At 40.3% G+C, this 21,759-nt stretch carries 19 protein-coding genes; 1 reads left to right on the top strand and 18 read right to left on the bottom strand.

Going from position 1 to position 21,759, the window contains the following annotated elements:
• Positions 1-148: 148 nt before the first annotated feature.
• The 5 genes from rpoZ to ASU02_RS09320 all read right to left on the bottom strand — a co-directional run bounded on the left by rpoZ (position 149) and on the right by ASU02_RS09320 (position 5,275).
• Positions 149-370 (bottom strand): DNA-directed RNA polymerase subunit omega, encoded by a 222-nt coding sequence (gene rpoZ / locus ASU02_RS09340; RefSeq protein ID WP_053475612.1) that lies wholly within the window; start codon positions 368-370, stop codon positions 149-151.
• Complete coding sequence (gene gmk / locus ASU02_RS09335; RefSeq protein ID WP_057763162.1) at positions 371-985, bottom strand: guanylate kinase; 615 nt, start codon at positions 983-985, stop codon at positions 371-373.
• 9 nt (positions 986-994) lie between these two features.
• Positions 995-1,258, bottom strand: a complete 264-nt coding sequence (gene remA, locus ASU02_RS09330; RefSeq protein WP_003350261.1) for an extracellular matrix/biofilm regulator RemA — start codon at positions 1,256-1,258, stop codon at positions 995-997.
• Between the two features lie 60 nt (positions 1,259-1,318).
• Positions 1,319-2,191 carry a YicC/YloC family endoribonuclease gene (locus ASU02_RS09325; RefSeq protein WP_057763161.1) on the bottom strand — a complete coding sequence of 291 codons (873 nt, stop codon included), beginning with the start codon at positions 2,189-2,191 and terminating at the stop codon, positions 1,319-1,321.
• A gap of 405 nt (positions 2,192-2,596) precedes the next feature.
• Positions 2,597-5,275 (bottom strand): calcium-translocating P-type ATPase, SERCA-type, encoded by a 2,679-nt coding sequence (locus ASU02_RS09320; RefSeq protein ID WP_057763160.1) that lies wholly within the window; start codon positions 5,273-5,275, stop codon positions 2,597-2,599.
• An 824-nt stretch (positions 5,276-6,099) separates the two neighbouring features.
• On the opposite strand from ASU02_RS09320, the gene ASU02_RS09315 reads away from it, so the two are divergent.
• Positions 6,100-7,812: an Rqc2 family fibronectin-binding protein gene (locus ASU02_RS09315; protein ID WP_057763159.1), complete on the top strand. Its 1,713-nt coding sequence runs from the start codon at positions 6,100-6,102 to the stop codon at positions 7,810-7,812.
• A 151-nt stretch (positions 7,813-7,963) separates the two neighbouring features.
• On the opposite strand, the gene pyrE is transcribed toward ASU02_RS09315, so the two are convergent.
• The 13 genes from pyrE to ASU02_RS09250 all read right to left on the bottom strand — a co-directional run bounded on the left by pyrE (position 7,964) and on the right by ASU02_RS09250 (position 21,450).
• Positions 7,964-8,596, bottom strand: a complete 633-nt coding sequence (pyrE, locus tag ASU02_RS09310) for an orotate phosphoribosyltransferase (protein ID WP_057763158.1) — start codon at positions 8,594-8,596, stop codon at positions 7,964-7,966.
• Positions 8,593-9,309, bottom strand: a complete 717-nt coding sequence (pyrF, locus tag ASU02_RS09305) for an orotidine-5'-phosphate decarboxylase (protein ID WP_057763157.1) — start codon at positions 9,307-9,309, stop codon at positions 8,593-8,595. Before pyrF ends, pyrE begins: the two co-directional genes overlap by 4 nt.
• A complete protein-coding gene (locus ASU02_RS09300; protein WP_057763156.1) occupies positions 9,302-10,219 on the bottom strand; it encodes a dihydroorotate dehydrogenase in 918 nt (305 codons plus the stop codon). The genes pyrF and ASU02_RS09300 overlap by 8 nt, the downstream gene beginning before the upstream one ends.
• Positions 10,216-10,995, bottom strand: coding sequence for a dihydroorotate dehydrogenase electron transfer subunit (locus tag ASU02_RS09295; RefSeq protein WP_057763155.1), 780 nt, complete (start codon positions 10,993-10,995; stop codon positions 10,216-10,218). Before ASU02_RS09295 ends, ASU02_RS09300 begins: the two co-directional genes overlap by 4 nt.
• The gene (gene carB, locus ASU02_RS09290) at positions 10,992-14,204 is read right to left on the bottom strand and encodes a carbamoyl-phosphate synthase large subunit (protein WP_057763154.1); all 3,213 of its coding nucleotides are present in this window, start codon (positions 14,202-14,204) and stop codon (positions 10,992-10,994) included. Before carB ends, ASU02_RS09295 begins: the two co-directional genes overlap by 4 nt.
• Entirely contained in the window at positions 14,183-15,289 is a 1,107-nt protein-coding gene (locus tag ASU02_RS09285) for a carbamoyl phosphate synthase small subunit (RefSeq protein ID WP_057763153.1), read from the bottom strand. The genes carB and ASU02_RS09285 overlap by 22 nt, the downstream gene beginning before the upstream one ends.
• The gene (locus ASU02_RS09280; RefSeq protein ID WP_057763152.1) at positions 15,286-16,572 is read right to left on the bottom strand and encodes a dihydroorotase; all 1,287 of its coding nucleotides are present in this window, start codon (positions 16,570-16,572) and stop codon (positions 15,286-15,288) included. The genes ASU02_RS09285 and ASU02_RS09280 overlap by 4 nt, the downstream gene beginning before the upstream one ends.
• Positions 16,535-17,473, bottom strand: a complete 939-nt coding sequence (locus ASU02_RS09275) for an aspartate carbamoyltransferase catalytic subunit (RefSeq protein ID WP_057763151.1) — start codon at positions 17,471-17,473, stop codon at positions 16,535-16,537. The genes ASU02_RS09280 and ASU02_RS09275 overlap by 38 nt, the downstream gene beginning before the upstream one ends.
• A 167-nt stretch (positions 17,474-17,640) precedes the next feature.
• A complete protein-coding gene (locus ASU02_RS09270) occupies positions 17,641-18,921 on the bottom strand; it encodes a solute carrier family 23 protein (RefSeq protein ID WP_057763150.1) in 1,281 nt (426 codons plus the stop codon).
• Positions 18,922-18,980: 59 nt separating this feature from the next.
• Entirely contained in the window at positions 18,981-19,523 is a 543-nt protein-coding gene (gene pyrR / locus ASU02_RS09265) for a bifunctional pyr operon transcriptional regulator/uracil phosphoribosyltransferase PyrR (RefSeq protein WP_057763149.1), read from the bottom strand.
• A gap of 182 nt (positions 19,524-19,705) precedes the next feature.
• Positions 19,706-20,617: an RluA family pseudouridine synthase gene (locus tag ASU02_RS09260; RefSeq protein WP_057763148.1), complete on the bottom strand. Its 912-nt coding sequence runs from the start codon at positions 20,615-20,617 to the stop codon at positions 19,706-19,708.
• Complete coding sequence (gene lspA, locus ASU02_RS09255) at positions 20,589-21,083, bottom strand: signal peptidase II (RefSeq protein WP_057763147.1); 495 nt, start codon at positions 21,081-21,083, stop codon at positions 20,589-20,591. Before lspA ends, ASU02_RS09260 begins: the two co-directional genes overlap by 29 nt.
• A 79-nt stretch (positions 21,084-21,162) precedes the next feature.
• Entirely contained in the window at positions 21,163-21,450 is a 288-nt protein-coding gene (locus ASU02_RS09250; RefSeq protein WP_057763146.1) for a hypothetical protein, read from the bottom strand.
• Positions 21,451-21,759: the final 309 nt, after the last annotated feature.

The following is a 21,759-nucleotide window of genomic DNA, read 5'->3' as shown; positions in this document are numbered from 1 at the left end:
TGCCGCCTTATCGTAAGTAGGGAGCCTGAAGTTTGATAGGCGAATGTAACCAGCTTGTCACTAAGTTATCCCTAACAACAAATTAAAATAACACCAGGACCTGCTAAATAAAAATAACAACCTGAAAGGAGGTTGTTATTTTCGACAGTTATTCGTAAGATTCGTCCTTAAGTTTAGCAGAAAGACGATAATGAAGCTGATCTGCATTGATTTCCTCAAGTGCCTTGCCTACATTTTTATGTGAAACATATTTGTCTAACTGAGGCTTAGCATTTTCTTGCATTTTTCTAGCACGTTTTGCAGCTACAGATACAAGTGAATATTTCGAATCAATTTTTGTCATTAATGAATCAATAGAAGGATAAAGCATTTAATCTACCTCCAGCATTTTAATATATCTTGGTTCTACTCGTTCTCTGCGACAGTGTTCAGCAACAACAATGGACTTAATTCTATCACATGCCCGTTCAATTTGATCATTTTCCACGACATAGTCATATAAATTCATCATTTCAATTTCTTCTTTTGCAACTGTCATCCGATTGTTAATTACATCTTCCGTTTCTGTACCTCTAGTAACAATTCGGTTTTTCAGCTCCGAAAGACTAGGGGGTACAAGAAAAATAAACAATCCATCAGGAAATTTCTCACGTACTTGTCGTGCCCCTTGAACCTCGATTTCAAGGAAAACATCTTTCCCTTGTTCTAGTGTCTCTCTTACATAATCAACAGGTGTTCCGTAGTAGTTCCCAACAAATTCAGCATACTCAAGTAACTTATCCTGTTCAATTAACGCTTCAAATTCCTCGCGTGACTTGAAGAAATAGTCCACTCCATCAACTTCCCCTTCTCTAGGAGACCTCGTTGTCATTGAAATCGAATATTCAAAAGCCGTATCAGGCTGTGAAAAGATTTCCTTCCTTACCGTACCCTTGCCGACACCAGAAGGGCCGGATAAAACAATCAATAAACCTTTTTCCTGCATTCATTCATCCTACCCTTCATCGATAATTTCATCTCGGTCATTTAAGCGATGGGCAACAGTTTCAGGCTGAACTGCTGAAAGGATGACATGATCACTATCCATCACTATAACCGCTCTTGTTCTTCTGCCATATGTTGCATCGATTAATGAACCACGGTCACGGGCATCTTGTATAATTCTTTTGATTGGTGCTGATTCCGGGCTGACTATTGAGATTATTCGGTTAGCTGAAACAATATTGCCAAAACCGATGTTTATTAATTTAATCGACATTTTCGTCCTCCAAGTATCAGTTATATATTTTGACCCCGTAAAACCTTTTCTAAACAAACCTTATTCAATATTTTGCACTTGTTCTTTCATTTTTTCGAGACAGCTCTTTAGCTCAACAACCTCCGAAGCAATCGATGCATCATTGGCCTTCGAACCGATCGTATTTACTTCCCTGTTCATTTCTTGAATTAAGAAATCTAATTTTCTGCCTACGCGTTCATTCACTTGAAGGGTGGATTCGAATTGATTCAAATGGCTTAATAGCCTTGTAAGCTCTTCGCTAATATCTGCCTTATCGGCAAACAATGCAACCTCTGTTAAGATTCTCGCTTCATCCAGCTGACCCTCTAAAAATAAACTCATTCGTTTTGTTAGCCGCTCTTGATATTGTTGCACAACCTTAGGAGCTAACTCTTTTAAGTGATTGATTCGTTCAGCAACTTCATTAAGATAAAGCTTTAAATCTTTTTCTAGCTCCGTACCTTCCAATTTTCGCATATGCAGTAAATGTTCACTCGCTTCTTCAATAGCAGCCAGCACAACTCTTTCTATTTCCTCATTTCCAGCATCTTTTTCCTCAATAGAAATGAGTTCATCCCGTATAAAGTCATGAACTGTAAGTCCCTGATCAATAGCAAATCGATCTTTAATTTTTGTTATGTATTGGTAATACTCGTCTAATAAAGTCCAATCAACCTGTACTTGACGGGTTGCTAGCTGATCACCTTCTACTGTTACATATACTTCAATTCTGCCTCGATGAATAGACTCACCCAGCTTTTTCTTTATTTTGTCTTCCAAATGAAAAAGCTGTCTCGGCATTCTGATTTGATACTCAGAAAATCGGTGGTTTACCGACTTTATTTCAACGAGTGCAGAAAATTGATTCAAACTCTTTTTGCTTCTGCCAAAACCTGTCATACTAACGACCATATGTAACACATCCTGTCTTATAGGAATGCCATTTTTATCGCAGATTAACGGGCAGTAACCCCCCACTTTAAGGAAGACCTAGTTACGCAGAAGCCTAAGCAAGGGATCATCTGCCCGTAAATGTCCGATTGGTTTAACTTCCCCTCATTGGAGGATAAAAGCCGACCAAGAACGCTACATCCTGTGATAACGTCGGCACTTGCACGTCCTTTGTGTCGGGAAATCCACAATGATGGAAGTTTCTCTTTATGTAATTACTACAAGCAATTAGTTCGTATTTTATCATAAATGAAGGAAATTGTATGCAAAATAAATAGCATCAGCAAACTTTTTGTTAAGGCCATCCGGCTACACAGAAAAAAGTAGTAGAGAAAATCTCTACTACCTTATTCATTATAACATAATTTATTTTCTTTTTGTCAGCAAAAATGATCCTGCAAGTAAAAATGTTGGAACCGCAGCAAGTCCAGTAATCATTAGCCAATCTTTCATTTCAATTGGCACAGTATGGAAAATTGGCTGTAATGGCGGATAATAAATGACAACAAACAGCAATAACAAGGAAGATATAACCGCCCAAACTAAATACTTGTTTCCAAATGGATTCCTTGCAAATACTGATTTTTCGCTTCGGCAATCAAATACATGAATCAGCTGTGCTAGTACTAGGGTTGCAAAAGCAATGGTTTGCGCATATGGCAAGTCATTTGGATTAGCGTGATAGGCGAATATAAACGCTAGCAATGTCGCTATTCCAATTAAAAACCCTCTTGAAACAACCTTCCACCCAAGTCCTCTAGCAAAAACGCCTTCCCTTGGGTTTCTCGGCTTCCGTTTCATCACATCATCCTCAGGCTGATCAAGACCTAATGCCATAGCAGGAAGTCCATCGGTCACAAGGTTCACCCATAGAATTTGAATAGGAACTAATGGGAGCGGAAGTCCTAATATCATTGCAAACAGCATAACCAAAATCTCCCCTACATTGGATGCGAGCAAATATCGAATGAACTTCCGAATATTTTCATATATGTTTCTGCCTTCTTTGATTGCCGCTTTAATCGTTGCAAAATTATCATCTAATAGTACAAGTGCAGATGCTTCCTTAGCCACATCTGTACCTGTTATCCCCATTGCCACTCCTATATCCGCAGCTTTTATTGCTGGCGCATCATTGACCCCATCACCAGTCATCGCAACTATATGTCCTTTATTCTGCAGCGCTTTCACAATTTTTAGTTTATGCTCCGGAGAGACACGTGCAAAAACAGATACATCATCGACAACCTCTTCAAGCTCATCTACATTCATTTCAGAAAGTGCTTTCCCATCAAGAACCTTCGATTTATTTGTTAGAATCCCAAGCTGTTTTGCAATCGCTTTAGCAGTAATCACATGATCACCAGTAATCATAACTGTTTTAATTCCCGCTTCTTTACACTCTTTAACCGCATCCTTCACCTCTGGTCTTGGCGGGTCAATCATCCCTTGAAGACCAATAAAGGTTAATCCCTTCTCCGCTTCTTTTTCATCCAGAATGATTGTGTTGGGAGAAAGTTCTTTTACTCCGATTGCGATGGTTCTTAACGCTTGAGAAGCTAGGCCTTCAATGGCCTTTTGGATATGTCCTGTAACTTCTCGATTTAAGAATTTTCGTTTTCCATCCCAAAGAATCGACTCACAAACACCAACTAACACATCTGGTGCTCCCTTTGTAACTATAAATTGCTTGCCTTGCTGATCTTTAACAACGATGCTCATCATTTTTCTTTCAGAATCAAATGGGAATTCCTTTACAATTTGAAACTGGTTTAGCAAAGTTTCACGGTTATAACCTGCCTTCATTGCCGCTACAAGCAATGCCCCTTCTGTTGGATCCCCATCAATCACAAATTCATTCTCTTTTCGTTTTACTTCCGCATGATTGCATAGCATACCAAACATAAGCATTTGCTTAAGAGCCTTATCTTCCTTCGGTTCCACCTGATTGTCATTTCTATAAAAGTGCCCTTGAGGCTCATAGCCAACCCCATCTACAAGCCATTGATTCCCCCCGCTCCATAGATGGGTTACCGTCATCTTGTTTTGAGTCATCGTTCCTGTTTTATCAGAACAAATAACAGAGGCACAGCCTAGTGTTTCCACTGCAGGCAGTTTTCGAACAATTGCTTTTTTCTTAATCATTCGCTGGACACCAAGCGAAAGGGCTACTGTTACAATAGCTGGCAAGCCTTCTGGTATAGCAGCTACTGCTAACGAGACACCCGCAAGGAACATTGTATAAAGATCATGCCCTTGGATGACACCCGCTACTACGACAAGCACAGTAAGAATTAATGCAACAGTAATGAGGATTTTCCCTAGCTGTTCCAGTCTTCTCTGTAAAGGTGTTGTCATTGTCTCCGCATTTTGCAGTAAATCGGCAATTTGTCCCATTGCAGTTTTCATCCCTGTTGCAACAACGATTCCCATCCCGCTTCCGCGAGTAACTAATGTGCTCATAAAAGCCATATTTTCCATATCGCCAATCCCAATATTGGCTTTTTTGATCGCACCCGTAGTTTTCCCAACTGGCAATGATTCACCAGTTAAAGCAGATTCTTCTACTTCCAAACTATTCGATTCGATGATTCTAACATCTGCTCCTACCCGATCTCCACTCGAAAATTTAAGCAGATCTCCAACTACAACATCTTTTGATGGAATCTTTATCCACTCGCCATCTCTTAATACACTTACTTGCGGAGCAGATAGCTCCTTTAATGCTTGCAGTGATCTTTCCGCCTTTCTTTCTTGAAAAAACCCAAGCAGCCCATTAATGATAACAATGGCAATAATTGCAACTGCATCAATGTATTCACCTAGCAGTCCTGAAATAAGTGTTGCCGCAAGTAAAACAAGGACCATGAAATCTTTAAATTGGCTAAAGAACAAGAGTAAGGCTGATTGCTTTTCCCCCTCTTCTAATTCATTCTTCCCAAATTGATTTCTGCGTTTTTTTACATCATCTTCAGTTAAGCCAGATGTTGAATCCGTATTCAATGCCTGCTCAACCTCTGTTTCGTTCATTTCATGGAATTTCATTCAGACATCACTTCCTCCTCCAAGCCATACTTATCATCTAAAGAAAGCTTATTCAGCCTTGTCCGAAAAAATGCTATGATATTATTAAATGCGGAATCCCGCTTAATCAGCCCCGACAAGCATAAGTCAAGGTGAGTGGAAGGTTTGTCCTTTAATTTTCTAGCCAGATTGGCTTATGACCTCGAGGGGGCTTGGAGCCGCAGCTAGATTGATTAAAAGCGGCATCCGCTTTGCTAGTCATGACAAGCATAAAACCACATGTCATTGGTTTTTAATTGATTGAATTGACTGATAAAAATGTGAGTGAATCTAAGAATGGGGAATCAATAGGTGCTAATGACTACTTAATATGCATGAAAAGTGAGATTTGTGGACTCAATAGAGTTCATTGATTCCCTAAAATGAACTAAATGCAATATTTGAGGAGGTAAAAGAGGGGATTGCTTCCCTATTTATGCACCAAATCCAACTTTTGTGGAATCAATAGTGGGGATGGCTTCCCTTTTATTCACAAAATCCAACTTTTGTGGAATCAATTGAGGCGATTGCTTCCCTTTTATGAACTACATGCAATTTTCTTGGAATCAATAGTGGGGATGGCTTCCCTTTTATTCACAAGATGCAATTTTCGTGGAATCAATAAAAGGTATTAGTTTCCTTCTTTCACCAAATGTGAAAATCGAGGAGCCAATAATGAGTATTGGTTCCCTCTATGCACTAAATGCGAAATTCAAGGAATCAATTAAGATTAACGACGACTCTTTTATACAAAAAACCCCTATAATAAAATGCCAATACAACTTATATAGAAAAGGATGTTACATATGTCATTCGACGGTTTATTTACGAGAGCTATGACTGAAGAGCTTACCAATGAGTTAAAAGGGGGAAGAATTAATAAAATCCATCAGCCTTATAAAAATGAAATTATCTTAGTAGTAAGAGCAAACGGAAAAAATCATAAGCTGCTGCTTTCCGCTCATCCTAGCTACGCAAGGGTGCAGCTAACAAACGAAACTCATGATAACCCATCAGAGCCGCCAATGTTTTGCATGCTGTTAAGAAAGCATCTTGAAGGATTTTTCCTAGAGGAAATACGCCAAATTGGCTTGGATCGAATTATTATTTTCGAAGTTAAAGGCAGAAATGAAATTGGTGATACTTCTTACAAGCAGCTGATTGTCGAAATAATGGGCAGACACAGCAACATTACTTTAGTCGATAAAACAAGAAACATTATTTTAGACAGCATTAAACATGTCTCATTTGCAGTGAACAGTCACAGGGCAATATTACCTGGGCAGGAATATGTTTTGCCGCCTCAGCAGGATAAGATGAATCCATTTGAAGCAAACGAGGACGATATCTTGCGACAGATTGATTTTAATAGCGGAAAGCTAGATAAACAGCTTGTTGGTGCATTTGCCGGACTATCGCCCTTGGTTGCAAGAGAGGTTCTCTTCCAAGCAGGGTTAGCTAACAGGACCACTATTCCGAAAACATTTTTACACTATATTCAAATACTGAAGAATCACCAAATCTCACCAGCAATTATAAGTGGCGGTCAAAAAGAAAGCTTTTATCTTTTTCCCTTGGAGCATCTACAAGGTGAGCCCAAAAAGTTCCATTCACTTAGTGACATGCTTGACCGTTTTTATTTTGGCAAGGCAGAACGTGATCGTGTCAAGCAGCATGCAAATGACTTAGAGCGTTTTATTCACAATGAAAAAGATAAAAATGAAAAGAAGATAGAAAAACTGCTAGCGACATTGAAAGAAGCAGAAAACGCGGATCAGCACCAGCTGTACGGTGAACTTATTACAGCTAATATTTATGCGATAAAAAAAGGAATGAAAACAATAGAAGTCAGCAATTATTATGACGAAAACGGGGCCATGGTGACCATTCCGCTCGACCCGCAAAAATCCCCTTCTGAAAATGCACAGAAATATTTTACAAAATATCAGAAGGCGAAGAATGCAATTACGATTGTAAAAGAGCAGATTGAAATGACAAAAGCGGAGTTTGCTTATTTCGAAGCCTTGCTGCAGCAAGTGGAATCAGCCTCACCGAAGGATATTGAAGAAATACGCGAGGAATTAATTGAGGGTGGTTATATAAGGGATAGGCAAAAAAAGAAAAACAAGAAAAACCAAAGCATAAAGCCGCTTCTTGACCGGTACATCTCTTCTGATGGAACGGAAATTTTTGTCGGGAAAAATAATAAACAGAATGATTACTTAACAAATAAACTAGCTGCAAGAGACGAGATTTGGCTGCATACGAAAGATATTCCAGGCTCACATGTAGTGATCCGTAGTAAAGAGCCTGCAGAATCAACAATATTAGAAGCGGCCAATTTAGCAGCCTATTATAGTAAGGCACGCAGCTCCAGCTCAGTTCCAGTAGACTTCACACAGGTTCGGCATGTAAAAAAGCCTAGCGGAGCCAAACCAGGATTTGTGATTTATGAGAACCAGCAGACTGTCTATGTGACACCAGATGAGGAGATTATTCTTTCATTAAGGCAGGGCTAAACAAAAATATGGGACGAGGGCAGGGACCTTGTCCCATATTTTCATTTATGAAACGGAAGATTAATACCCTATATTACTTTATTCCCTGTGAACTTGTTTTTTCCAAGCAGAACTACAGAGGGGACAGTAACCTGTCCCCTCTGCCCCACAATTATTTACTAACTAGTCCCCATTCTGCTGGATCTTTCCGCCATTCGATTAGTTTCTCCATGTCTTCTTCCTGAATATATCCTTTTTCCTTCGCAATTTCAGAAAGGGTTTCAAAATCAGTCAATGTGCAGGCAGTTATGTTTGCATCTTCTAGCAATTGTTTACCTTTTTCTAACTGGTAAGTAAAGATTGCGACAACACCAAGGACTTCACATCCAGCTTGGCGCAATGCTTCAACAGCCGTTATGACGCTGCCGCCTGTTGAGATTAGATCCTCCACTACAACAACCTTTTGTCCCGGTTCTGCTTTTCCCTCAATTTGGTTACCTTGACCATGTCCCTTAGGCTTCGAACGAACATAGCACATCGGCAGGTCCATTAAGTCGCTGACCCATGCGGCATGTGGAATTCCAGCAGTTGCCGTACCTGCGATTAATTCAGCTTCTGGAAACTTCTCCAAAATAGTTTCCTTCAATCCAATAGCAATTTCCTTCCTAACAGCAGGATAGGAAAGTGTTAACCGATTATCGCAGTAAATGGGAGATTTCATACCAGATGACCATGTAAATGGATTATTCGGCTCTAACGCAACGGCTTTAATTTCTAGTAAACGTTCGGCAATTTGTTGTTTCATTGATGAGCACCCTCCCATGATTGTTTGAATTCAATGTATTTTTCCAGCGGGTTAGATGATTTTGTAATTGGCCGGCCGACAACGATTGCTGATGCACCTTCAGATTTAGCATATGCAGGAGTCGCCACTCGTTTTTGATCCTGAATATCATCTAATTGCAATCGAATCCCCGGTACTACTGACAGAAAGGAATAACCAAGTAATTGTCGAATAGACTTGGCTTCGAAAGTTGAGCACACCACCCCGTCAAGTCCGGCTTTCTTCGTTAAGGCAGCATAATGAAGGACAGATTCCTCCATCGGGACTCGAATAAGCTGCTCTTCTTGCATTTGCTCTTCAGAAGTACTTGTTAGCTGTGTGACTGCAATACATGAAGGTCTGTTCTTTCCAGCAGGTGTACCTGCTTCCAATCCTTCAAGAGCTGCTTCCATCATTTCCTTCCCACCTGCTGCATGTACATTCACTAGGTCGCAGCCAAGACGGGCAAGCCCCTTCATCGCTCCTTTAACTGTATTCGGGATGTCATGTAGCTTTAAATCTAGAAAAATATCATGACCTTTTTCTTTTAAATCATAGATGATACTAGGACCTTCCTGATAAAAGAGCTCCATGCCCACTTTCACAAAAAGCTTTTCATCTTCAAATCGATTTAAAAACTGAAATACTTCCTTTTTATCTGTAAAATCAAGCGCAAGAATAAGTGACTTATCCATTTTTCCAGCTCCTTCCCGTACATTCAGATATATGTTCAAATCCCAGGCTTCTCACTAATTCAGGTAGTTCCTCAATGATCGTTGGACAGACGAATGGATCGACAAAGTTTGCTGTTCCGACTGCAACCGCACTAGCACCTGCATAGTAATATTCAATTACATCCTCCGCCGATTGAACGCCGCCCATGCCAATAATCGGCAAGGACACATGCTGGCTTACTTCATGAATCATACGAATGGCTATAGGCTTTATAGCAGGTCCAGATAATCCGCCTGTTTTGTTTGCTAAAATTGGCTTCCCGGTTTTCAAGTCAATTCTCATCCCAACAAGCGTATTAATCATCGTTAATCCATCAGCTCCGCCATCTTCAACCGCTCTCGCCATTTCGACTATATTTGTTACATTAGGCGATAGCTTTACATAAACGGGTACTTCAGACACTTCCTTGACTTTTTTCGTTAAAATTTTAGCCACTTCTGGAATGGTTCCGAAGGCAATTCCGCCCGTTTTAACATTCGGACAGGAGATATTTAATTCTAAAGCATGAACATTTGGTGCTTTGGAGATATCTTTCGCAACAGCAATATAGTCTTCTTCTTGTGAGCCGGCAACATTGGCAATAATCGGAACATCGAATTGATCAAGCCAAGGCAGTTCTTCATTCATTACTTTTTCAAGTCCCGGATTTTGCAGCCCGATTGCATTTAGCATTCCTGCTGTAGTTTCAGCAACTCGCGGGGTTGGATTCCCAAACCGAGGTTCAAAGGTTGTTGCTTTAATCATAATCGCACCAAGCAGGCTTAGATCAAAGAGCTGGCTGAATTCACGGCCAAACCCAAAGCAGCCCGATGCCGGCATGATTGGATTCTTTAATTCTAATCCGGGCAAGCTTATTTGTAATGATTTCATAGAAGCACCTCCCCAGCTTTAAAAACAGGTCCATCACTGCAAACTTTTTTATATGTGTGCCCTGAAGGATCATCCGCAGTGTGGCACACACACGCAAAGCAAGCACCAATCCCGCAGCCCATTCGTTCTTCCAATGAAAGGTATACCTTCTTATCCTTATAATTATTTTCAAGTGCCTTAAGCATCGGCGTGGGGCCACATGAATAAAGCACATCAAATGTAAGCTTCCGATCCTCGATGATGTTGGTAACAAACCCTTTCGTACCATAGCTTCCATCAACTGTGGCTACATATGTTTCCCCGAGTTTTGTAAAATCTTCATCATAAAATACGACATTTTCGGATTGAAATCCAAGAACATGGATGACTTTAACCCCACGTTTTACAAGCCGCTTAGATAGCTCGTATAGAGGGGGTACACCAATGCCCCCGCCAACGAGCAGAGCTGTTTCGCCAGTCGATGCCGCTTCAATGGGGAAAGCATTCCCTAGAGGACCAAGAACATCAACAAAATCTCCGGGTTTTCTCTCGGAAAGCAGTGCTGTACCCCTTCCTTCTGCACGGTATATCATTGTAAATTGATTCTCATCCTTATTAATATCTGAAATACTAATTGGTCTTCTTAGAAGTGGTTCAGCATAATCTGACACCTTAAGATGAACAAATTGTCCTGGCTCATTCATTTCGCGGACCAGCTCACCTTGAAGGGTGAGCTTGAAAATATGTTCCGCTATTTCTGCTTGTGAGACGATTTGGCATAATTCTTTTTTGATCACGCAAAGACCGCCTCCTGGATTTCAGCTGGCTTTTCCATTGGATCCGCTGAGAAATTCATTGATTCGATTACCTTTAAGATTGCATCTGCCGTATCAAGCGACGTTAAGCATGGAACGCCATTTTCAACGGCTTCCCGACGAATTCGGAAACCGTCTCGTTCAGGCTGTTTCCCTTTTGTTAAGGTATTAATAATAATTTGTGCCTTCCCGTTCCGGATAACATCAAGTAAATTTGGACCCTCTGATCCAATCTTATCAACAACTTCAACAGAGATACCTGATGCACTCAAAAGCTGTGCAGTTCCGCTCGTTGCTAACAAGCGGTAGCCAATTGAAGCAAATCGTTTAGCTAGATGAAGTGATTCCTCTTTATCTTTATCAGCCACGGTCATTAGGACCGAACCAAATGGATGAATCTTCATTCCTGAAGCAACTAATCCTTTATATAAAGCTTTTTCAAGGGTAGAATCTTTTCCCATTACCTCACCAGTTGACTTCATTTCTGGACCGAGGGTAATATCTACTCTTCTTAATTTCGCAAAAGAGAATACTGGCACTTTTACAAATACCCCCTTTTTTTCTGGTACTAGACCAGTCTGGTAGCCCTGCTCCTTTAAAGATTGTCCCAGAATGACCTTTGTTGCGATGTTTGCCATCGGTACATTGGTAATTTTACTTAAGAAGGGTACTGTACGGCTTGATCTTGGATTGACTTCAATCACAAACACTTCTTCATTTGCAACAATGTATTGGATGTTTAATAGTCCAATAATCCCAAGTCCCTTTGCAAGCTTTTCTGTATAATCAACCAGCTTCTCTTTTACTTCAGCAGATATACTCTGTGGCGGATAGACTGCAATCGAGTCACCTGAATGAACACCCGCACGCTCTATGTGCTCCATAATTCCAGGAATCAAGACATTTTCTCCATCTGAGATTGCATCTACTTCAATTTCTTTCCCTGTCAAATACCTGTCAATTAGAACCGGATGTTCCGGATTTACCTTCACCGCATTTTTCATATAGTGAAGAAGTTCTTCTTCTTTATATACAATTTCCATCGCACGCCCGCCAAGAACATAGGATGGGCGGACAAGAACAGGGTAGCCAATGCCATTTGCGATTTTAACAGCCTCTTCTACAGAGAGGGCTGTTTTTCCTTTTGGCTGAGGAATGTGAAGTTCCGATAAGGCCTGTTCGAACTTATCTCGATTCTCTGCACGATCAAGATTTTCAAGAGAAGTCCCGAGAATATTCACACCTCTTTCTACTAGATCAGCAGCAAGATTAATAGCTGTTTGTCCGCCAAACTGGACAACAACTCCTTCTGGCTTTTCTAGATCGATAATGTGCATGACATCTTCAATAGTCAGCGGCTCGAAGTAGAGCTTATCGGAAATACTGAAGTCTGTGGAAACCGTTTCAGGATTGTTATTAATAATAATAGCCTCATAACCTGCTTCTTTAATCGCCCAAACCGAATGTACTGTTGCATAGTCAAACTCAACCCCTTGCCCGATGCGGATCGGTCCTGAACCGAGAACAACCACACTCTTTCGATCTGTCACGACCGATTCATTTTCTTCCTCATATGTTCCATAGTAATATGGTGTTTCCGATTCAAATTCTGCTGCACATGTATCAACCATTTTATAGACAGGCACCATATCATTTTCGGTTCTCCACTTATAAACCTCTAATTCAGTCGAATTCCAGATAGCAGCGATTGTACAGTCAGCAAAGCCCATTTCCTTCGCTTTCCTTCCACTATCCTTGTCAAAAGGTTTGGCAGCGAGTACCTTTTCAAAGGTAACGATTTTTTCCATTTTATGAAGGAAGAATAGGTCAATCTGGCTCCAATCATGAATCGTTTCAATAGTAACACCTCTTCTAAGTGCTTCACCGATATAGAATAGGCGCTCATCTCCAGCTTTGCGAATTCTTTTTTCCATTAAATCATTATCAATTGTATTTGCCTCTTGCAGCGTAAGATGAAACACATTTGCTTCAAGTGAACGTACCGCTTTTAATAATGATTCCTCAAATGTCCGGCCGATTGCCATTACCTCACCAGTCGCCTTCATTTGTGTTCCTAAGGAACGGTTCGCTGATTCAAATTTATCGAACGGCCAGCGCGGAATTTTTGTGACAATGTAATCAAGTGCTGGCTCGAAGCTTGCATAGGTTTTACCAGTAACCGGGTTCATCATTTCATCTAACGTTAAGCCGACTGCGATTTTTGCAGCAAGCTTAGCAATAGGGTAACCAGTTGCTTTTGATGCCAATGCGGATGAACGGCTAACCCTTGGGTTCACTTCAATAATATAGTAGTTGAAGCTATACGGATCGAGTGCCAGCTGAACATTACATCCCCCTTCGATTCCTAATGCACGAATAATTTTTAATGAGACATTTCTTAATAATTGATACTCGCGGTCACTTAGAGTTTGGCTTGGAGCGACAACAATCGAATCTCCTGTATGAACACCAACTGGGTCGATGTTTTCCATGTTACAAACAACAATTGCATGATCACTTGAATCTCTCATAACCTCGTATTCAATTTCTTTAAATCCGGCTATGCTTTTTTCTAATAAGCATTGTGTTACAGGGCTATTCTTCAAACCACTCGCAACAAACTCATTAAGCTCCGCTTCATCGCGGCAAATGCCTCCACCTGTACCACCAAGTGTGAAAGCTGGACGAACGATGACAGGATAGCCAATCTTATTCACAAACTCATAGGCTTCTTCTAATGTATGGATAATTTCACTTTCAGGCACTGGCTCACCAAGTTCATTCATCAAATTTCTAAAAAGGTCGCGATCCTCTGCTTGTTCTATAGCCGAAAGCTTCGTACCTAGAATTTCTACTCCACATTCCTCAAGGACCCCTGATTTAGCGAGTTCTACTGCAAGGTTAAGCCCTGTTTGTCCTCCAAGTGTTGGGACAAGTGCATCCGGTCGTTCCTTGCGAATGATTCGGCTCACGAATTCTAATGTAAGCGGCTCGATATATACAGCATCTGCAATTTCTGTATCTGTCATGATTGTCGCTGGGTTTGAATTGACGAGGATGACTCTATATCCTTCTTCCTTTAGGGCGATACAGGCTTGCGTTCCAGCATAATCAAACTCTGCTGCCTGACCAATGACGATGGGGCCCGATCCAATAACTAGTATGCTTTTTATATCTGTACGCTTTGGCATTTGTTCGCACCTTCCTGTTTCTCAATTTCAATCATCTTTAAAAATTGCTCAAAAAGACCGTTGGCATCTTCAGGACCTGGTGATGCTTCAGGATGATATTGGACAGTAAAAGCTGGATAATCTTTATGCTTCAATCCTTCAACTGTTCCATCATTAAGAGCAATATGAGTAACCTCTAATCTTGTATTCATAATTGAATGTTCTTCGACCGTGTAGCCATGGTTTTGTGAAGTAATATCAACTTTTCCTGTTACCAATTCCTTTACCGGATGATTTGATCCGCGATGGCCAAATTTCATTTTCTCTGTATTTGCACCGCAAGCAAGTGCAAAAAGCTGATGACCAAGGCAGATGCCAAACAGAGGCACTACACCTAATAAACTATTAATCATTGTAATTGCTTCCTGCACATCTTTCGGATCTCCTGGTCCATTTGAGAGCATTACCCCATCTGGACTTAAGTTAAGAATTTCCTCTGCTGTCGTATTGTATGGAACAACAATCACGTCACAGTCACGTTTATTTAACTCTCGTAATATTCCGTGCTTCATGCCGAAGTCAACAAGAACGACTCTTCTGCCACGGCCGGGACTTGGATAAGGTGTTTTTGTAGAAACAGCCTTAACTTGGTCATTTCGAAGTTTAGTTGCCCGCAGCTTTTCTACTACGGATGCTGCATCTTCTTCCATTCCGCAAATTGCACCCTTTAAAGTCCCATGCTGACGGATAATTCTCGTTAATTTTCTCGTATCTATTCCAGCAATTCCCGGAATATTTTTCATTTGGAAATATTCATTTAGTGATTTTTCATTTCGCCAGTTGGATGGAAAATCTGCTGCCTCCTTGACGATAAAGCCTTGAATGGCTGGAGAAATCGATTCAAAATCATCTCGATTTATTCCGTAGTTCCCGATAAGAGGATAAGTGAGGGTAACAATTTGGCCACAATACGAAGGATCTGAAATAATTTCCTGATAGCCCGTCATTCCAGTATTGAATACAACTTCCCCTATTGTATTCGTATCACTGCCAAAGCCATCCCCAATAAATACAGTGCCATCTTCTAAAATTAGCTGTTTTTTCATGCTGTTACTCTCCCCTCACTCCATGCAATTTTTCCATTTACCATTGTTAGCACAGGCCAGCCTTTGCATTCCCAGCCGCCAAACGGTGAATTTTTTCCTTTTGATAAAAATTGCTCTGGATTTATTTTTTCCGAGCGGTTCAGGTCTATTAGAACGATATCTGCCTCTGCACCAATCTCAAGCTTCCCAGATGAAAGGTTAAACGCTTCAGCTGGCTTGACTGAGAGAAAATCGACTAGCTGTTTTAATGTAAACAAACCTTTTTCAACAAAATGTGTATATAGGAGGGGGAAAGCTGTTTCTAAGCCTACAATCCCAAATGGCGCGAGCTTCATTCCCTCTGCTTTATCCTCTTCTGTATGTGGTGCATGATCCGTTGCAATAAAATCGATTGTTCCATCCAGTATTCCTTCAATTAAAGCTGCTCTATCTGCCACTCCTCTTAGAGGAGGGTTCATCTTATAATTCGTATCAAGTCCAGGGATATCATCTTCACATAAAAGCAGATGATGCGGTGTTACTTCAGCTGTTACCTTGATTCCAGCACGCTTTGCATCTCTTACGACTCTCACGGATTCCTTGGTGCTAATATGACAGACGTGGTAATGACAATTGGCTGCTTCCGCTAAAAGCACGTCTCTTGCGATATGGACTGATTCACAAACAGATGGAATGCCATTTAATCCATTCCTTACAGAAAAATCCCCTTCATGAACAGATCCTTTATTAATCAGTGTATTTTCTTCACAATGAGCAACGATCGCCATATCCAGTTCAGCAGCTTTCTTCATCGCTTGCAGCATCATCACAGCAGATTGTACGCCTACTCCATCATCGGTAAACGCAAAGGCACCCGCTTCTTTCAATGCTTGAAAATCAGTTAATTCCTCACCAAGCTCACGGATGGTGATCGATGCATACGGAAGCACCCTTACTGAAGCTGTTTCTTCAATACGTTTATTAAGCCAATCTAATTGTTCCCTCGTATCTGGAACTGGCCTGGTGTTCGGCATTGCCGCAACAGTTGTAAACCCTCCCCTTGCTGCAGCTGCTGTTCCTGTTGCAATGGTCTCTTTCTTTTCCCCGCCAGGCTCCCGCAAATGGATGTGAAGATCAAGAAAACCTGGAGAAACTAACAGGCCATTCGCATCAATGATTTCATCCGCTTCTCTTGTAAGCCCTTCTCCTATTTCGATGATTTTCCCAGCTTCTATATAAATATCTGCAGCTTTTAGGTCCCCTTTATTAGTTAGCAACTGTCCATTTTTGATTAATGTGTTCATTTTGACCGCTCCCTTCCATTTGTTCAATAGTCCTCTTAAGTACAGCCATTCTGATATACACACCATTTTTCATTTGTTTAAAGATCCTTGAACGTTCGCATTCTACTAAGCTATCAGCAATCTCTACATTTCTATTAACTGGCGCTGGATGCATGATGATGCTTCCTGGCTTCATTCTTTTTTCTCTCTCTATTGTTAGTCCAAATGCTTGATGGTAATCATCCGCTGCTTTCGTTCCTTTATCTCCATGGCGCTCATGCTGGATTCTAAGCAGCATAACAACATCCGCTGTTTCTACAGCTGAGTCAATCGCTTCATATGATCCATTTTCAAGAAGTTCTTCATTAAACCACTCTGCAGGCCCGGAGAAAACCACGTTTGCTCCTAAACGAACCAATGTATCCGCATTTGATCTTGCCACACGGCTATGTCTGATATCACCAATAATAGCTACCTTAAGCCCCCTAAAGCTGCCAAACTCCTGTTTAATAGTTAATAAGTCAAGAAGGGATTGTGTTGGGTGATGTCCACACCCATCCCCTGCATTAATAATTGAAACATCTGATTTTCCTGCAAGCTCATCAAAATAGCGATCCTGATTATGACGAATCACAACAGCATTTACTCCAATTGCCTCAAGTGTTTTGACTGTGTCATACAATGTTTCACCCTTTGAAACACTTGATGTGCTTACCTCAAAAGGGATAATATTTAAGCCTAGCCTTCTCTGAGCAACCTCGAAACTGCACTTTGTCCTGGTACTGTTTTCAAAAAATAAATTGGCTACAAAAATATTCTTCTTAGGTAACCAGTCCCCGCCATCTAAAAAGTATTGAGCATCTGAGAGGATTTGAGAAATATCATTTATCGTTAGATCTGATGTCTGAAGTAAGTGTTTCAAGCCTATCCCTCCAAATTTTCATAATAGAAAAAGCACCCTAAATATATTCAGGGTGCTGAAACTTCTAAGCATAGCTATGGCTTAAGAGACATGAATATTTATATCCTTATGCCCTAACTAATACTTTACACCCTTGTAAGCCTCTCTGGACTTCTTTAAAAGGTAACTTATGAAATTTTATCGTCCTCATCTTGGACAATTTCTCTTCCTGGTAAAATAAGGTTCAGGATCACTCCTACAATAGCAGCAAGTGCCATCCCTTCAATCGCAAAAGTTTCTGAGAATCTTAAAGCTGCTCCGCCAATTCCAATGACTAAGATTACTGACGAGATAACTAGATTTCTGTTTTTGCCAAAATCAATATTATTTTCAACAAGCATACGCAGCCCGCTGGAGGCAATAATCCCGAATAATAGGATCGAAATCCCTCCAAGTACAGCAGTTGGAATGGTTTGTATCAACGCCATTGCTTTGCCGAAGAAAGCGAACAAAATGGCTAGCACAGCCGCTCCAAATATGACGTATACGGAGTAAACGCGTGTAATTGCTAGTACACCAATATTTTCTCCATACGTTGTCTTTGGTGGTCCACCTAGGAATGCACTGATAAATGTTCCTAACCCATCTGCAAAGATTGAGCGGTGTAAGCCCGGATCTTTAATGTAATTGCGGTTTACTACTTTTCCTAGTACTAATTGATGTCCAATATGTTCTGAGATGGTGACAAGTACAATCGGCACCATAGCAAGTAAAACCGTTGAGGTTATATTAAATTCATAATGCACACCTGGAAACAAGAAATCAGGCAGCGCAAACCATTTTGCTTCTTTTACTGGCGTATAATCTATAATTCCAATGATAGCAGAATATATATAACCTATAATCAGACCAAGTAAAATCGGCATCGCACTTAAAATATTTTTAAAATAAACTGTGAAGATGATTGCTGAAAATAATGTAACTAGTGCAGCTGTAAAGTGAATAAAACTATATTTATCGTTGACATTCATTGCCATATTCACTGCAGTTCCTGATAAACCTAACCCGATAACCATGATGACTGGACCAACAACAATTGGCGGTAAAAGCCGCATCAGCCATTTATAGCCAGCCTTCCAAATAACTAAAGCGACTAGGGAGTAGGTGACACCGACCGCCATCGCTCCAATCATTGCGTTACCCGGATTCTCCCCAAAGTTTGTTGCAATTAGTATGGGAGTGATGAAGGCAAATGATGAACCTAAATACGCAGGTACTTTAAATTGCGTGATGAATAAAAAGATAATTGTTGCAATCCCGCTTGTTAAGAGTGCGATAGCAGGACTTAATCCAACTAACTGCGGCACTAAAATGGTTGAGCCAAACATCGCAAACATATGCTGAAAGCTTAATGTAATAAGCTGCGTTTTACTCGGAAAATCATTGATGTCTAATACTGGCTTATTCATGTTTCATTCTCCTCGATTCCTTTTTAGCCTCACTGGGCTATATTTAAAGGGTTTGCCAACTAGTTTTCAAAAATACTTACATGCTCATGCTCGTCGACTTCGTTTAGTTCAACGACAATCTTTTCTGAGCTTGATGTAGGGATGTTTTTACCAACATAGTCAGCCCTGATCGGCAATTCTCTATGACCTCGATCAACTAAAACAGCCAGCTGTACCGAAGATGGTCTGCCAATATCAACTAGTGCATCAAGTGCCGCTCTAACCGTTCTTCCTGTATAAAGAACGTCATCAACTAAAATTACTTTTTGATTGGTAATATCATGTGGAATTTCAGAACCCTTTACTAACGGCTCCTCATCTACTGTCACCTTCGATAAGTCATCACGATAAAGAGTAATGTCAAGCTCTCCGACAGGAATGTTTGCTCCTTCTATTTGCTGGATTCGTTCAGCTAGCCGTCTGGCTAAATAAATTCCTCTTGTTCGAATACCAACAAGAATACAGCCTTCAATACCTTTATTTTTTTCAATAATTTCATGGGCAATCCTCGTCAAAGCTCTGCGGATTGCTTGTTCATCGAGAACAATTGCTTTTTGCGACATGATAATAACCCCGCCTTTACTTTATATATAAAAAACCCTCTCACCGATTCGGCGAGAGGGTAACGAGCGCAGATTTAGGGTAACTCCCCTTTGCACTTATCCGTTTCCTTCTCAGCCTCACGGGACTGTATTAAAGGACTCTTAATTAACTAAATTTAGTTTATTGCAATCATAGGTACTTGTCAACGGTTATTTTTCAGCTGATCAACCAGCTTCTGAAAGTTAGGAGGAAGCGGGGCTTCAAACTCCATATATTCACCTGATCTTGGATGAACAAATCCTAAGATGCCTGCATGCAATGCCTGACCGCCAATGTTTAAAGTTTTTCTCGGACCGTACTTTGGATCTCCTGCCAGCGGGTAGCCAATATATTTCATATGAACCCGGATTTGATGCGTTCTACCTGTTTCTAATTGACATTCAACAAACGTGAAATCAGTAAACCGCTCAAGCACATGAAAATGGGTAACTGCCTTTTTGCCATTGTCTGTCACAGCCATGCTTTGTCTTTCCTTTTGATCACGGGCAATAGGGGCGTCAATTGTTCCATAATCATGAGGAATCACTCCATGGACAATAGCACGATATTTTCTTGTCACTGTCTTATCAACTAATTGGTTAACTAAACTCTCATGAGCGAGATCATTCTTTGCCACCATTAACAAACCTGATGTATCTTTATCAATTCTGTGAACAATTCCTGGTCTCATCACCCCATTAATTCCAGAAAGGTCCTTACAATGAGCCATCAATCCATTTACGAGTGTGCCTGTAACATGGCCTGGAGCAGGATGGACAACCATCCCTTTTGGTTTATTCACAACCAAAACATCTTGATCCTCGTAAAAAATGTCTAAATCCATTTCTTCCGGAACAACATCTAATTCTTCAGGTTCTGGAATCATAATCTCGATTCGATCATTTAAAGCACATTTATAATTTGTTTTTATTTGTTGTTCATTAACAAGAACATGTCCTTCTTTAATCCATTGCTGGACCTGTGTCCGTGACCATTCTTTATTCAAAGCAGAAAGAACTTTATCAATTCTTTCACCTATTTGTTCCTCAAGAATGGTGTGTTCCATTTTCTCCATGTGTTTTCTCCTTTTTCAACGCTCTCTCTTCTAACAGCATTTGGATCATTAACATCGCCACGCCGATAACTAAAGCTGAGTCAGCAACATTAAAGACAGGGAAATCATAGCCAAATATATAGGTGTTCACAAAATCCACTACTTCATTTCGGAAAACACGATCAATAAAGTTACCTATCGCTCCACCAAGCATAAATCCTAATGATACACCAAATAACATTTTCCCTTTTGCAGCTTTTTGAATGTAATAAACAATCCCAATGATTACGACAACAGTGATAATATAAAAGAACCACATTTGTCCCTCAAGAATTCCCCAAGCAGCCCCTCTATTTCGATGGGATGTTATATAAAGGAAGTCTTCTATCACTTCTATGCTTTCACCTAGCTCCATTTTTTTGACAATTAAATATTTCGTTAATTGGTCAAGTGCAATAACAAATAAGGCAATTATGTAATAAAACACAAAGGCAACCCCCATATCTCTTATCTTTACCTTTGCATTTTAGCACACTCTGAATAAAAACGACAGTAAGCGCTTATTCTTATTCATACAAAGATTTTCGATAATATGTCTCCAGTCGATTACAATCATCAAGGGTTTTTAAGGTAGGAACCTCAGCTAAGATATTGTCTGGAAGCAATTCGCCAGATACTTCACATTTGCCATAAACCCCTTTTTCAATCCTTTCTATTGTGCTTTCCACATCATATAACTCATCCAGAATAAAAGGTCGAATTAGTTTTGAGCTGCGATCATCCATTAATTTTTCTAAAAGTTCCTGTCTTGTATTACGGAGTTCGGAATAGAGCTCTTCTACTTTTGCATCCATGTCTGTTCCTCCGTTCATATATTTTTCTTTAGTATCTCTTGTGAGTCTGATTTAGACACAGGCAAAGTTTTTACAAGGGGAACAACAATTAACGGAGATGGTATTATTTATAAAGAAAAATCGCAGATCGGCTGTCCGAAAAGCCGAAGATATAGGTGCAGCTGTACTTTTACTAAACTCCTATAAATATTTACTTTTTTAATGTATAAAAAAAGCCCCTGTATAAACAGGGACTCAGACTGTAGACAAACTCGATGAAAATCGAGTTTGCCTACAGTCTTTTTTGTTTTAAAATAGAAATAGAACAAT

It is taken from the genome of Cytobacillus praedii (genome assembly GCF_001439605.1).
GTDB lineage: Bacteria > Bacillota > Bacilli > Bacillales > Cytobacillaceae > Cytobacillus > Cytobacillus praedii.
Note: the sequence above shows the minus strand (reverse complement) of the source record. Positions and strands in the feature narration are given on the sequence as shown.